This window comes from Pseudoalteromonas sp. J2K-J599 (genome assembly GCF_059295115.2).
In genome coordinates, this window is sequence record NZ_CM200271.1 from 2,114,971 (window position 1) to 2,128,072 (window position 13,102).

The window sequence follows — 13,102 nt, forward strand, 5'->3', positions numbered from 1 at the left end:
AATGAACCCGTGTATTTCTAATGTATTAATAATTGGTGGTGGTTTCTCTGGTATGTCGGCAGCCATCGAACTTGAGAAAAAAAATATTGCTGTCGATTTGGTAGAAATTGATCCTAACTGGCGAGCAGAAGGGGCTGGGATCAGTTTAGGCGGAGCCACCATTCGAGCTTTTCAACAACTTGGAATTTTAGAAGAGTTTTTAGCAAAAGGCAGTGCCCATGAAGGGCTAGATATATATGCCCCGCATGGTTTGCACCTCGCCCATATACCAACGCCATTAATAGCTGATGCTAATATTCCAAAAGCGGGCGCTATAATGCGACCAGCACTTGCACAAATTTTGGCAAATAAAACGAAACAAACCAATGCCAATGTTAGGCTTGGCTGTACATTTTCATCTATTGAACAAGACGAAAATGGGGCAACAGTAACCTTTACCGATGGCACGTCAAAAACATATGACCTAATTATTGGTGCTGATGGCTTGTACTCAAAAGTACGACAAGTCACATTCCCTGAAGCTGAAAAGCCTAAATTTGTAGGCCAAGGTGTATGGCGAGCCGTACTGCCTCGCCTTGAAGGCATTGATAACACGGTAATGTGGGTAGGCGAACATATTAAAGTAGGGGTTAACCCTATGTCGAAAAACGAAATGTATATGTTTGTTACAGAGGATAAAATTGAAAATAATTATATTGAACCAAAAGACTTTTTACCTTTATTAAAAGCACTTGTAGCCAAATTTCCAGCACCGGTAGTACAAGAAATACATGCTCACCTAAATGAAAACTCTAAAATTGATTACCGACCACTTGAAGGGCTATTAGTTAAAGAAGCATGGCATAAAAACCGAATCGTACTTATTGGCGATGCAGTACATGCAACGACACCTCATTTAGCGTCGGGTGCATGTATAGGTATTGAAGACGCTATTGTACTGGCTGATGAACTAACTAAGCATGCTCAGTTAGAACACGCACTAACCGCTTTTAAAGAGCGCCGTTGGGAGCGTTGTAAGCTTGTTGTTGAAAACTCAGGTCGACTTGCTCAAATTGAAATAGAAGGAGGCGACAAAGCTGAGCACTCTGCAATTATGCGCGACTCCCATATTGCTTTAGCTAAAGCAATATAACTGACCCGATTTTAGGTTAACTAGGTTGTTAATACCCCTTCGCTGAAAATGAGTGACAGCGAGGGGGTATTATTTATATTATCCCAACTAATTATAAAAATAACGGACGCCTTGCCATATCAAATGCAGGGATAAAAAGCTCAAGATAAGTCGTAATACCTTTCTAAAGTTAGCTCCATGAGTTTTATTTAATACATGTAAACCTACAAACGTTCCGAACACACCACTAATAACCATACAAAAAATTAAAGGCAGCCAATTAAAAAATGCAAATCCAACAACGCTAAAAACTCCCGCTTTTAATACATGCTGAAGTGCCATACAGCTTGAAAATGTTGCCGTAAATTTTAATTTTTCATACTCGTTTGTATACAAGTAACTGCTTACAATTGGGCCGCTAGCGCCAACAAATACAGAGAGAAAGGCAGTACTTAACCCTGCAATAAAGCGCACGCTTGGTGATGTGCCACTAAATTTAGGCTTTGGGCCCCACAACAAATAAAAAATAAATATTGCTAACACAATTTTCATCGGCTCAAGTGCTATTTGTGTTACTACAGTAGTCGATAGCACAGCACCAAACAGCCCTCCTACTGAAAAATAAGCCAACATATTCAGGTCAATGTATCTAAACGTTGCTATTGCTCGAGTCGCATTAGAGCCTAACTGAACAAGGCCATGAACGGGAATAACAATTGACATAGGCAGTATAAAGGCCATTGAAAGCAGTAGTAATAACCCGCCTCCTGCGCCAAATGCGGCGGTAATAAATGATCCAAAAAAAGCGAATGCAATTAAAATCCCCGCATATAGCGGGGTGAGTAAATCATTTAGTAATAAGCTCAAAACGAAAAACCTTAATTGCTACATTTAAAACTCTTCGGTGTCTATTTCCGCTTGAGTTGCCTCAGGATAACGCGGACCACTAACTGAGAACGGTGAGAATAAAGCTGATAGTTGCGTTAACTGCTCTGCTGACAGTACAATTTTTTCAGCACTTACATTATCGGCTAAATGTGCATTATTCTGTGTGCCAGGGATAACATGAACATGCTCACCTTGATGAAGCACCCAGGCTAAACACAATTGAGCCAGTGTTAAATTTGTGCTTTGTGCGATAGATTTTAATGCACTTAACAATTGCTTGTTTTTGCTAAAATGAGGTTCATTAAAGCGTGGCATACCACGTCTAATATCACCTTCAACTAGTACCTCTAGACTGGTAACCTGCTCAGTTAAGAAGCCTCTCGCTAATGGTGAAAATGCAATAAAAGCAGCCCCTATATGCTTACATGTTTCGAGGACTGCAATTTCAGGATTACGTGTCCATAACGAATACTCTGTTTGCACTGCTGCAATCGAATGTACGCTATTTGCTCGCATTATTGACTCAGCTGATACCTCAGATAAGCCAATTGCTTTAATTTTTCCTTCACCAACTAAGCGCGAGAGCTCGCCAACACTCTCCTCAATCGGCACAGATTTATCCATACGATGTAAGTAATATAAATCTAGAACTTCTGTATTTAGACTAGTTAAAGACGCCTCTATTGTTGATCGAAGCGTTTGTGGACGCCCATCAATAACACGCTTGCCATTAACGCCCGCCATACCACATTTGCTCGCCAAAAAAATTTTATCTCGGTGTGGTGCTAAAGCTTTACCTAGTAGGGCTTCATTTTTACCAAATCCATACAAAGCGGCAGTATCAAAATGCTCAACACCTAAATCAATCGCTGCGTGTAATAAATTAATTGCAGCTTCATCTGAGGGAGGACTCCCATAGGCATGGCTCAAGTTCATACAGCCCAACCCAATTGGATTAACGCTATGACCATTAATTTTACGCTTATTCATACGCCCTCCTTTGCGATTAATTATTGATTATTTAATTGCTGCTCTAAGTCGTGAAGCACCCGATAACAATCAAGTACCTGCTCCACACTTGAATTAGGCTCGCGACCTTCTTTTATAGCAGTAAAAAACTCTCTATCTTGCAGCTCAATACCATTCATTGATACATCAACAGCAGAGACATCAATCGCATTTTCTTTGCCATCCACTAAATCATCATAGCGTGCTATGTATGTTCCTGTGTCACCAATATAGCGGAAAAATGTTCCTAAAGGCCCATCATTGTTAAACGATAATGATAAGGTACAAATTGCACCATTTTCAGCTAGTAATTGAATAGACATATCTAAAGCAATACCAAGCTCTGGGTGAATTGGTCCCTGAATAGCATTCGCTTTAACCACTTTAGCGCCTGCTTGATAAGCAAATAAATCAACAGTGTGCGCAGCGTGGTGCCATAAAAGGTGATCAGTCCACGACCGGGCCTCGCCTTTAGCATTGATATTTTTACGACGGAAAAAGTACGTTTGTACATCCATTTGCTGAATACTAAACTCATCAGCCGTTATTTTATTATTAACCCATTGATGTGATGGATTAAAGCGCCGAGTATGCCCAACCATACAAGTCAGCCCCGTGCGCTTTTGTACCTCAACTACCTTTAATGAATTCTCCCAGCTATCTGCTAATGGGATTTCAACTTGCACATGCTTACCCGCTTCCATACATTGGATAGATTGCGCAGCGTGTTGCTGAGTAGGTGTACATAAAATAACTGCATCTGCGTCAATTTTAAGCGCATCATTTAAGCTTGTAAAAACCTGTGGAATGCCATACTCATCAGCCACTTTTTGAGTTTTTTCTAGCGTACGACCAACAAGTGCTACCACTTCAACACCGTCGATATTTTTAATACCGTCAAGGTGCTTAATTCCAAATGCGCCTGGTCCAACAACAATTACTTTCATAAAATTTCTCCAGGTTATTTATTTTCTAAAACAAGATGACCAACAGCAGTATTAGATGCGGGTACATGATAATGACGCTTCTTTAATTCAACCTCATCATTGAGCGCACCACGCATTACGAGCCACATAATAAGCTCAATGCCTTCAGAGCCAGCTAGGTTAATGTATTCAAGATGTGGTTTTAGGGCTAAGTTTTCAGCATCATCAACAATGTCATCTAAAAAAGCATTATCAAATTCTTTATTAATTAAACCTGCACGCGGTCCCTGTAATTGATGGCTCATGCCGCCCGTCCCCCAAATTTGTACATTCAGGTCTTCATCAAAACTTTCTACAGCTTTACGTAACGATTTACCTAAATTGTAACAACGCTGCCCAGATGGGGTTGGATAAAGCACTACATTTACTGCAATAGGAATAACTTTACACGGCCAATTTTCAGGCTGACCAAACATCAGTGATAACGGGACCGTTAAGCCATGATCAACATCTAAAGTATTGACGACAGTTAAGTCAAAATCGTCTTGAATAACAGATTGAGCAATATGTGAAGCAAATTCAGGATAGCCTTTTACATTTGGCACAGGACGTGGCCCCCATCCTTCATCGGCTGGCTTAAACTCTTCACCCGTTGCAATCGCAAAGGTAGGAACTAAATTAGAGTCAAACGCGGTTGCATGATCGTTATATACTAATAATACAACGTCTGGTTTTTGCTTTTTTATCCACTCTTTAGCGTAATCATAGCCCTCAAATAATGGTTTCCAATACTCATTATCTGTTATGCCATTATCAATAGCAGCCCCAATAGCCGGAACATGTGATGTAGCAACACCTGCATTTATTTTGGCCATGATTAACTTCCTTTCTTTAATGTATTACTGCTGTCGGGTGCACGACCCCCTGATAGCATCATTTGCGCGTATTCATCTTGTGTCATCCCCGTCATCGTTGATGCTGCGGCTTGAAAACTAATACCGTCGCTAGAAAATATTTTTGCAAGAAAATAAATATTGCCGCCTAGGCTCATCATTCTGTTGTAATCACGTGCTATAACCGCTTCTTTTTGTGCTTCGCTCATTGGCCACTCATCAAGGTAGACTTTCTCACCTGCTTTAAATTTCTTCCGATTTGGCGCTTTCATCAACGACATGCAAAATTGATTTAAGTGAAAACCTAAACGCGCCATATCGGCGTCAAATATAATGGTACCTGGCACCTCTTTGTAAGGTTTATTAATAGCCATATGTATTCCTTATTTCGACCAATACAAACGCATTGGATTATCAATTAATAACTTTTTCTGTAATTCAGCAGTAGGTGCAAAAAGTGGAATCATGTCTACTAATTTACCATCGTCGGGCATGTGGCTTTTCATATTTGGGTGCGGCCAATCAGTGCCCCATAAAACACGATCAGGAAAACTTTCCACGACTTTACGCGCAAAAGGAACAACGTCTTGGTAGCCTTTATCAGGACCATCAGCAGAGATCCGTTCAGGGCAACTTACTTTAGACCACACATTTTCATTCTCACGCATAAACTGTAAAAACAACGCAAAGTCTTCGCCTTCAACAGGTTTAGTAACATCTGGGCGCCCCATATGGTCAACGACTAATGTCGTTGGCAAACTAGTGAAAAAATCATAAAGCTCGGGCAAATCTTGGCTTTCAAAATAGATAACAATGTGCCAATTACGTTTAACAATACGATCAGCTATACGTTTTAACGAGTCAAATGGCAAGGCATCAACTAGGCGCTTTACAAAATTAAAACGTACACCGCGTACACCTGCAGCATGTAATTTATCAAGCTCGGCTTCGCTAATATCTTCTTTAATAGTTGCAATACCACGTGATAAACCATTTGATGCTAAAAGCGCATCTACCATCGCATTGTTGTCAGCTCCATGACAGGTTGCTTGCACAATAACATTTCGACTAAATCCTAAGTAATCGCGTAAATCCCAGAGCTGCTGTTTTGATGCATCGCACGGTGTGTATTTACGCTCGGGCGCAAAACCAAACTCATTGCCGGGGCCGAATACATGACAATGCGCATCAACCGCACCTTCGGGTAACTCAAAACCAGGTTTTGATGGCGATTGATGCCAATGAAGCCAATCGGCATCCATTATAAATTTACTCACAAACCCATCCCTTTTAATTTGACGTCCAAGCGTGGGTATACGCGACGCGCATTCTCTTCAAAAATCGCTTTTTTGTCTGCTGCCGATATTTCTAATGTGTCAATGTAACGTTTAGTATCATCAAAATAGTGTCCGGTTTGCGGATCAATACCACGCACAGCCCCAATCATTTCAGAGCCAAATAAAATATTTTTAGTATCAATAACGTCTACTAATAAATCTATGCCTGGTTGATGATAAACGCAGGTATCAAAATATACATTTTTCATAACATGCTCGTTAAGTGGTGGCTGCTTCATCATATCAGCCAATCCACGATAACGCCCCCAATGATAAGGCACCGCTCCACCACCATGGGGTATAATAAACCGTAAATCAGGAAACTCGTTAAACAAGTCACCTTGTAAAAATTGCATGAATGCGGTGGTATCAGCATTCATATAATGCGCGCCCGTCGCATGAAAATTTGGATTACATGAGCCCGATACATGGATCATTGCAGGAACATCGAGCTCAACCATTTTTTCATAAAGTGGAAACCAACTCGGATCGGTTAACGGAGCTGAAGTCCAATGACCACCAGAAGGGTCAGGGTTTAAATTACAACCAACAAATCCTAATTCATTAACACAGCGCTCTAGCTCAGCAACTGAATTTTCAATTGGTACTCCCGGCGATTGTGGTAATTGGCACACTCCTATAAAACGCGTAGGGTATAAGTCAACAACTCGCGCTATTAAATCGTTACAGGCTGAGGTCCATTGTTTTGATACCTCCTCATTACCTACGTGATGAGCCATAGCCGATGCACGAGGTGAAAAAACAGTCATATCTAAGCCGCGTTCATCAAGTAATTTTAACTGATTTTTTTCAATACTTTCGCGAATTTCATCGTCCGAAATATAGGGAACGCCTGGAAGGGCTCTTCCCTCTTCAAATGCTTTAATTTGCGCTGCTCTAAAAAGCTGTAATGACTCTGGCGCTGTTGTGTAATGTCCGTGGCAGTCTATTATCATTGTGTGTCTCCTGCTAAGAGTATTATTGAAACTATCTTTTAATATGCGATCAAGCCATTGCGGAGCCGACCATTAATAACCGCGCGGTTCTTAATAGCGCAGAGCGATGTATTTTATAAGTGCTCAGCTGTGTAACACCTGATACCTGCATTTCAACAGTAAACTGACCCGTTGGATGCTCAACAACGATATCAAACTCCCCATCAATAAAGTTTTGGTTAGCATGCCTATAGGCTACTGTACCTTTTAAAACACATGCACTTGCTACGCTCACACTGCCTAACACCCCAATAGCCTCATGAACACGGTGGGGTATAAATGTTCGAGTGTTAATTACCCCACCATTTTTTGCAGGGCTTACTAAAGACATTTTTGGAATCGTTTTATTAGTTACATCCCCTAAATTCATCATCTTAGCCGCGATTAAACGAATAGCTTCAATCTTTTGCTTTAAATCGGTATTATCTTCGAGTGAATTAGGCGACTCATCACCCACTAAACCAAACTCGCTAGCATCTAAAATAACCACCGGCATGCCGTTATCAATACAGGTTATTGAATACCCATTAATTTCATCTATGGCATTACCCGTAGGAAAAAGTGCACCACAATTGGCACCCGCTATATCTAGAAAGTCGAGCGTGATAGGCGCTGCTGAACCTGGTACACCGTCGATTACGGCATCCCCTTTATAGCTTACTTTGCCATTAGGAGTTTGAACCCGTGCAACAGCTGAGGCTGCAGTATTTAGCATATGAATTCGTACATCGGTTGTTTTTTCTTTTGCATTCACTAAGCCCTGCTCAATTGCAAATGGCGCAACACCGGCGAGTAAATTGCCACAATTTTGTGTATCACTCACCACCGCTTTATCGACTACAACTTGTAAAAAAAGGTAATCCACATCAGTATTTGCTCGCATTGATTTTTCAACAATAGCCACTTTACTGGTGAGAGGATGCGCACCACCTAAACCATCAATTTGCCTTGTGTCAGGCGACCCCATTATGTGTAACAGTAATTCATCGCGCTTTGAGGAATCACTCGGAAGATCACTGGCTAAAAAATAAAGCCCTTTAGAGGTACCACCGCGCATAATTGAGCAAGGAATAGCCGCGTGCATTTACTTATCCTCACTTTGCTTTATATAAGTTAAGCCTTTAGCTGCTAAACGCTCGCGCATAGCATATATATCCAAACCTAACTCACCCGAAGCTAAACGCTTTCGCTTGTCTTCTTCGTTAGCAACACGTTTCAGGACTTTTTCATGAACCTCTTCACCACGACTTTGTTCAACAACAACAACGCCGTCATCATCAGCAACAATGATGTCTCCAGGTTTTATATAAGCCCCTGCGCACACAACTGGCACATTGACATTTGCAATGGTTTCTTTAACTGTACCTTGCGCATAAACATCTTTAGACCAAACCGGGAAGCCCATTTCAGTCAGTGTTGCGATATCGCGTACGCCACCATCAATAACTAAACCTTTAACGCCTCGCGCTTGTAATGAAGTTGCCAACAAGTCACCAAAAAAACCGTCAATACACCCGCTCGTAGGTGTAACGACAAGTACATCACCTGGCTGACATTGCTCTACAGCTACATGAATCATCCAGTTGTCGCCAGGAGCCACTTCACATGTTACTGCACTGCCAGCAATACGAGCAGAGCGATAAATAGGCTTCATATAGCTGGCTAATAAGCCAACGCGACCTTGTGCCTCATGTACCGTTGCAACTTCAGCATTTTGGTATTTTTCTAATACCTCTTTATTAGGGCGCGCTATATCTGTAATACACACAGCCATACTATTTACCTTATTTATAATTAAACGCTATTGATGCAATGAGTATATTGAAGTCAGCTATATAAAGAACTTTAAAAAGCTGTCAAAGGACATTAGTTTTTTCTATAGTGGCAGTAATCAAATATTAATATGTGAGTTAAATAAAAATGAATTTCAACAATAGACATTTGTTAAGCGCCTTGTATATAAGGAACTTAATGTCGTTAAGCAAGGCAGCTAATACTGTTCACTTAACCCAGTCGGCACTCACCCAAGGCATTAAAAAACTTGAAAACGAACTTAATCAAGTCCTATTTATTCGGACCCACTCGGGGATGACACCGACGCCAAGCGGTATATTTTTTCTAAATCGGGTTGAACGTGCATTTGAGTATTTGGATGAATTTTCGAGGGTTATTTTTAATAATAAACATAAGCAAGATGCCTTTAATCGCTCTGTCACTTCAAAGCAATTAGTAGCACTCATACACTTAGTACAAATGAAAAACTACACCGCTGCAGCCAATAAACTTAATTTGTCGCAACCTACCTTACACCGCAGCATCAAAGATTTAGAGCAACTATGTAAAAAGGACCTGGCGGTACGTTCACCCGTGGGTATTGAACCTACTTGGACGGCAAACTTGCTAAATCGTTTTGCAAAGCTGTTTTTCTCTGAATTACGCCAAGGTATTTATGAAATGAGGGAGTTTAATGGACAAATGGATGGTGCTCTAAAAGTAGGTAGCTTACCATTGGCACGCTCAGCTATTGTGCCATTGAGTATTATTGCTTTAAATAATGAATTTCCTGATGCCCAGCTAAGTATTATAGATGGTCCATACCAAGAGCAGCTAGCTAACTTGCTTCATGGTGAAATTGACATCATTGTCGGTGCATTACGCATCCCTGCTCAACATAATGATATTGAACAAATTCCATTATTTAAAGATCAACTTTGTGTTGTAGTAAATGCTCAACACCCTTTGGCAAGCCGCCAAACAATATCAACAAAAGAGCTCCAGCAACTTGATTGGGTAGCACCTAACAAAAGCACACCCGCGTGGCAGGTTTTTAGTAACATATTTGTTAGCCGAGGTTTACCACCACCAAGCCATGTAATAGAGTGCAGCTCGCAAGTTGCTGCGCGCGGTATTTTATTAAACAGTTCTCGAGCGGCCTTGTTACCAGCCAAGCAAGTTGAAATAGAAGTACAAACAGGAATATTAGCTATCTGCCCGATGACACTGCCCGATACTGACCGTAGTATAGGACTGACGATACGAAAAGACTGGCAGCCTACCCAAATGCAATCGCGTTTTTTAACAATAATTAAAAACAATACGCGCATGCTTTAATCGAGCTAGTTAATATTCGACTGTTGCTTGAATAATGTTGAGGTTGTATTAGTGGCTAACTTAAAAAAACGGCAAAAATACGCGCTATCTTTAAATCCTAAATGAAGCGCTATTTCGTCGATTGTTTGTGTAGTATAGATTAAACGTCGCTTTGCCTCAGTGATCAGACGTTGATGAGCAATTGCTTTGGGAGAATCATTTAATAAACTTTTACAAATACGGTTTAACTTTGAAGTAGATATATGTAGCTTCTCAGCGTAGTCAGGAATACCTGCCGTTATTTTTTGTGCTTTTTTAATTAATATCATAATTAACCGAGTCAATGATATAAACGCCTTGGATAGTAAGTAAACTAGAGCTATTTTCAATACAATGAATAACGATATATTCGCTTCTATCGTTATTCAAACCCTCTTTTACAAAATGACTAATGCTTTCGCATCTCTCATTTAGCCTAAAGATAACAAACTCGATCTCTAAACAAACAAAGGCTAAAGTTGTTTTATTCATTAAATTTTAATTTTGAGTTCATACCCTGTATTTAATAATTAAATATACGACGTACTAAAGTTTATTACTTGGGCTTTTAATATGCCTAGTTAACTAAGGTGTAAATATGAAAAAAACATTTTTAGGCATTTTTTCGATTACAGTAATAACTTACTTACTGAGCGGCTGCACAACATCAAATAACGGTAATATTACAAAATTGAGTGAAGATAAAATAAGTACTAGATTAAATAAATTACCTTCCTCGCTAACCTCTAGTGATTTGTTCAATACCACTGTTGTTGAACCCACTCAGCTATTTGATAACCTTTATTTTGTAGGATATGTCAGCGTAGGTACTTTTGTTATCACTACAACTGAGGGCATTATTTTAATCGATACCATGTGGACCCCGCACGATGCCAAACATGTGATTGTTCCTGGACTAAAAGAGTTAGGCTTAAATCCTGAAGATATTAAATACGTGATAGTTACTCACGGCCACAGCGACCATTATGGTGGCGCTCACTACTTTGAATCACATTATGGCGCTAAAATTTTAATGAGAAAAAATGAGTGGAACTACATCCATAATCCAAATGCACCTGTATTAACTGATCCTTTCGGTAATTTTTCTACCGAAATACCATTACCTAGCACTTACACCCAAGTTATCGATGGTGAAAAAATAAGTTTAGGTAAAACTAATTTAACGGTACTTGCTACACCAGGGCATACGCCTGGTGGGTTGTCTTTGATAATACCTGTTACAGATAATGACATACCTCATACAGTTGCACTTTGGGGAGGTACCGGTTTACCGGATACTAAAGAAGCAAATCAAACTTATTTGCACTCTTTAAATTATTTTCAAAAAATTGCAAACAAAAACGATGTTGATGGAAGTATCTCAAACCACCCGTTTTCACATGATCTAATTAATCAAATTAATACATTAAAAAATCGTAAACCTGATCAACAAAACCCCGTGGTAACCGGTAATAAGGCATTTAATGAGTACATAGACGATGTATTACGAAATAACGTTCAAAAGAAACTTTCGTCATTTGAGTCAAACTAATATAGCTTTTCACGCACCGGTGTTATCGTGCTAATGTATTTATCATGACGGTATGTGTCGCTTTAAAGCGATACTCATTACTAATATAAAAGCATAGTGCACTTCTTTTTATGAAAGCCCTCAAAAAAATAGTCTGTATAAAAATACAGACTATAAAATGTGGGGTTAATTACTGTTAGTTTGGTTTATTGTTCTACCAAAGTGACCGATACGTCGTCTACATAAAAATCAGCAGTCAGTTCGTTTGACTCCACATAAAGTAAAGCCGCACTTTCCTCGGTTGTTATTGAATGGGTATAAGTGCCCGAAAGCTGTACCCAATCGCCTGCAACTACGTTTTTAACAGTGGTTAGCTCGAGGTATTCAGTGCTCGCATGCTCAATTTTCAGTGTGAGCTTAACTCCTGGCGATACCGCTGTGTTATAGTCAGATAACTTAACCCACGCAAATACATTATAGGTTTTACCTGCTGTAAATAAGCCTTTTACATCTTTTTGTAACCCATTCCACGTTTCAGCTCGCCCTTGTACTAAAGCGCTATTATTTCCGCTGTGAGCTTGGGATGTTTCAAGTGAAATAGTAGCACTGCCTCGTGATTGCCATGAATCAAGACCGCCTTCAAAGTCACCATTAGTTAGCAGCTCTGCGTGTTGTTAAAAGTACGACCGGTGTTGAAAACCTTTATTTAGATCAGTTAGGTGCGTTTGGTAACGTTGACCGCTACCCTGCTAGACGTATTATAACCATTGTTTACTATTCGCTCGTACGCTTTGAAGAAACCAATCTTGTGAGCGGCGACAATGCTTTAGAATGTGAATGGTTTGATGTAAATAACGTTCCCCCTTTAATGTTTGACCACGCCGACATTTTAAAAAGTGGTTTAGATTACTTACGCTATAAAGTAAGGCACGAGCCGATTGGTTTTAGCCTGCTCCCTGAAAAGTTTACCTTGCTTGAGCTACAAGGAATTTACGAGTCGATTTAAATAAATCACTCGATAAGCCTAACTTTAGACGTAAGTTCCAAAAAATGAACTTACTAATAAACTGCAAAGAAAAACAAACCAACGTAGCTCACCGAGCTGCTACTTTGTACCATTTTTATATAAACGTATACGAAAAACTAAGAGAGTTTGGTTTTACATTTGAGTTTTAAATAAGCAAATGCATAATTAAATTAATGTTTGGTCTTTAAGGCCAAATAACATATTGCTAATATATATGTGATGCTTATAATTCGTCCGCATTATTAATATAAACTAAT

The 13,102-nt window shown here is 39.8% G+C and carries 16 protein-coding genes; 5 read left to right on the forward strand and 11 right to left on the reverse strand.

Going from position 1 to position 13,102, the window contains the following annotated elements:
* Position 1 precedes the first annotated feature (1 nt).
* Positions 2–1,132 carry an FAD-dependent oxidoreductase gene (locus AC5NT5_RS09565; protein WP_494512939.1) on the forward strand — a complete coding sequence of 377 codons (1,131 nt, stop codon included), beginning with the start codon at positions 2–4 and terminating at the stop codon, positions 1,130–1,132.
* 87 nt (positions 1,133–1,219) lie between these two features.
* Here the strand turns inward: AC5NT5_RS09565 and AC5NT5_RS09570 are convergent, their stop codons facing one another.
* Genes AC5NT5_RS09570 through AC5NT5_RS09610 form a run of 9 tightly spaced genes read right to left on the reverse strand, consistent with a single transcriptional unit; the run spans position 1,220 to position 8,932 of the window.
* Positions 1,220–1,978: a sulfite exporter TauE/SafE family protein gene (locus AC5NT5_RS09570; RefSeq protein ID WP_494512938.1), complete on the reverse strand. Its 759-nt coding sequence runs from the start codon at positions 1,976–1,978 to the stop codon at positions 1,220–1,222.
* 24 nt (positions 1,979–2,002) lie between these two features.
* On the reverse strand, positions 2,003–2,989 hold the full coding sequence (locus AC5NT5_RS09575) for an aldo/keto reductase (protein ID WP_182734037.1): 987 nt from the start codon (positions 2,987–2,989) through the stop codon (positions 2,003–2,005).
* 20 nt (positions 2,990–3,009) lie between these two features.
* A complete protein-coding gene (locus AC5NT5_RS09580; RefSeq protein ID WP_182681164.1) occupies positions 3,010–3,954 on the reverse strand; it encodes a Gfo/Idh/MocA family oxidoreductase in 945 nt (314 codons plus the stop codon).
* Between the two features lie 14 nt (positions 3,955–3,968).
* The gene (locus tag AC5NT5_RS09585) at positions 3,969–4,808 is read right to left on the reverse strand and encodes a class III extradiol dioxygenase subunit beta (RefSeq protein WP_154903788.1); all 840 of its coding nucleotides are present in this window, start codon (positions 4,806–4,808) and stop codon (positions 3,969–3,971) included.
* Positions 4,809–4,810: 2 nt separating this feature from the next.
* Positions 4,811–5,200: a protocatechuate 4,5-dioxygenase subunit alpha gene (ligA, locus tag AC5NT5_RS09590; protein ID WP_154903787.1), complete on the reverse strand. Its 390-nt coding sequence runs from the start codon at positions 5,198–5,200 to the stop codon at positions 4,811–4,813.
* Between the two features lie 9 nt (positions 5,201–5,209).
* Positions 5,210–6,103, reverse strand: a complete 894-nt coding sequence (locus tag AC5NT5_RS09595) for an amidohydrolase family protein (protein ID WP_494512937.1) — start codon at positions 6,101–6,103, stop codon at positions 5,210–5,212.
* Positions 6,100–7,119, reverse strand: a complete 1,020-nt coding sequence (locus AC5NT5_RS09600; protein ID WP_494512936.1) for an amidohydrolase family protein — start codon at positions 7,117–7,119, stop codon at positions 6,100–6,102. Before AC5NT5_RS09600 ends, AC5NT5_RS09595 begins: the two co-directional genes overlap by 4 nt.
* Positions 7,120–7,168: 49 nt before the next feature.
* The gene (locus AC5NT5_RS09605) at positions 7,169–8,242 is read right to left on the reverse strand and encodes a 4-oxalomesaconate tautomerase (protein WP_494512935.1); all 1,074 of its coding nucleotides are present in this window, start codon (positions 8,240–8,242) and stop codon (positions 7,169–7,171) included.
* Positions 8,243–8,932 carry a 4-carboxy-4-hydroxy-2-oxoadipate aldolase/oxaloacetate decarboxylase gene (locus AC5NT5_RS09610; protein ID WP_494512934.1) on the reverse strand — a complete coding sequence of 230 codons (690 nt, stop codon included), beginning with the start codon at positions 8,930–8,932 and terminating at the stop codon, positions 8,243–8,245. It abuts the gene before it with no gap.
* Between the two features lie 197 nt (positions 8,933–9,129).
* On the opposite strand from AC5NT5_RS09610, the gene AC5NT5_RS09615 reads away from it, so the two are divergent.
* Positions 9,130–10,269, forward strand: coding sequence for a LysR family transcriptional regulator (locus AC5NT5_RS09615; protein WP_259395096.1), 1,140 nt, complete (start codon positions 9,130–9,132; stop codon positions 10,267–10,269).
* Between the two features lie 5 nt (positions 10,270–10,274).
* On the opposite strand, the gene AC5NT5_RS09620 is transcribed toward AC5NT5_RS09615, so the two are convergent.
* A complete protein-coding gene (locus AC5NT5_RS09620) occupies positions 10,275–10,577 on the reverse strand; it encodes a helix-turn-helix domain-containing protein (protein ID WP_494512933.1) in 303 nt (100 codons plus the stop codon).
* A gap of 308 nt (positions 10,578–10,885) precedes the next feature.
* Between AC5NT5_RS09620 and AC5NT5_RS09625 the strand changes: the two genes are divergently transcribed.
* On the forward strand, positions 10,886–11,839 hold the full coding sequence (locus AC5NT5_RS09625) for an MBL fold metallo-hydrolase (RefSeq protein WP_494512932.1): 954 nt from the start codon (positions 10,886–10,888) through the stop codon (positions 11,837–11,839).
* A gap of 185 nt (positions 11,840–12,024) precedes the next feature.
* On the opposite strand, the gene AC5NT5_RS09630 is transcribed toward AC5NT5_RS09625, so the two are convergent.
* Positions 12,025–12,480: a carbohydrate binding domain-containing protein gene (locus AC5NT5_RS09630; RefSeq protein WP_494513224.1), complete on the reverse strand. Its 456-nt coding sequence runs from the start codon at positions 12,478–12,480 to the stop codon at positions 12,025–12,027.
* A 146-nt stretch (positions 12,481–12,626) separates the two neighbouring features.
* Between AC5NT5_RS09630 and AC5NT5_RS09635 the strand changes: the two genes are divergently transcribed.
* Entirely contained in the window at positions 12,627–12,824 is a 198-nt protein-coding gene (locus tag AC5NT5_RS09635) for an NrtR DNA-binding winged helix domain-containing protein (protein WP_494512931.1), read from the forward strand.
* A 44-nt stretch (positions 12,825–12,868) separates the two neighbouring features.
* Positions 12,869–12,994 carry a hypothetical protein gene (locus AC5NT5_RS09640; RefSeq protein WP_259395736.1) on the forward strand — a complete coding sequence of 42 codons (126 nt, stop codon included), beginning with the start codon at positions 12,869–12,871 and terminating at the stop codon, positions 12,992–12,994.
* Positions 12,995–13,102: the final 108 nt, after the last annotated feature.

Bases quoted from the DNA above. Each gene is read 5' to 3' on its own strand.
- AC5NT5_RS09615 (WP_259395096.1), top strand. From the start codon at position 9,130: ATGTCGTTAAGCAAGGCAGCTAATACTGTTCACTTAACCCAGTCGGCA.
- AC5NT5_RS09620 (WP_494512933.1), bottom strand. From the start codon at position 10,577: ATGATATTAATTAAAAAAGCACAAAAAATAACGGCAGGTATTCCTGAC.
- AC5NT5_RS09605 (WP_494512935.1), bottom strand. From the start codon at position 8,242: ATGCACGCGGCTATTCCTTGCTCAATTATGCGCGGTGGTACCTCTAAA.
- AC5NT5_RS09575 (WP_182734037.1), bottom strand. From the start codon at position 2,989: ATGAATAAGCGTAAAATTAATGGTCATAGCGTTAATCCAATTGGGTTG.
- AC5NT5_RS09580 (WP_182681164.1), bottom strand. From the start codon at position 3,954: ATGAAAGTAATTGTTGTTGGACCAGGCGCATTTGGAATTAAGCACCTT.
- AC5NT5_RS09625 (WP_494512932.1), top strand. From the start codon at position 10,886: ATGAAAAAAACATTTTTAGGCATTTTTTCGATTACAGTAATAACTTAC.
- AC5NT5_RS09585 (WP_154903788.1), bottom strand. From the start codon at position 4,808: ATGGCCAAAATAAATGCAGGTGTTGCTACATCACATGTTCCGGCTATT.
- ligA (WP_154903787.1), bottom strand. From the start codon at position 5,200: ATGGCTATTAATAAACCTTACAAAGAGGTGCCAGGTACCATTATATTT.
- AC5NT5_RS09565 (WP_494512939.1), top strand. From the start codon at position 2: ATGAACCCGTGTATTTCTAATGTATTAATAATTGGTGGTGGTTTCTCT.
- AC5NT5_RS09610 (WP_494512934.1), bottom strand. From the start codon at position 8,932: ATGGCTGTGTGTATTACAGATATAGCGCGCCCTAATAAAGAGGTATTA.
- AC5NT5_RS09600 (WP_494512936.1), bottom strand. From the start codon at position 7,119: ATGATAATAGACTGCCACGGACATTACACAACAGCGCCAGAGTCATTA.
- AC5NT5_RS09640 (WP_259395736.1), top strand. From the start codon at position 12,869: ATGAACTTACTAATAAACTGCAAAGAAAAACAAACCAACGTAGCTCAC.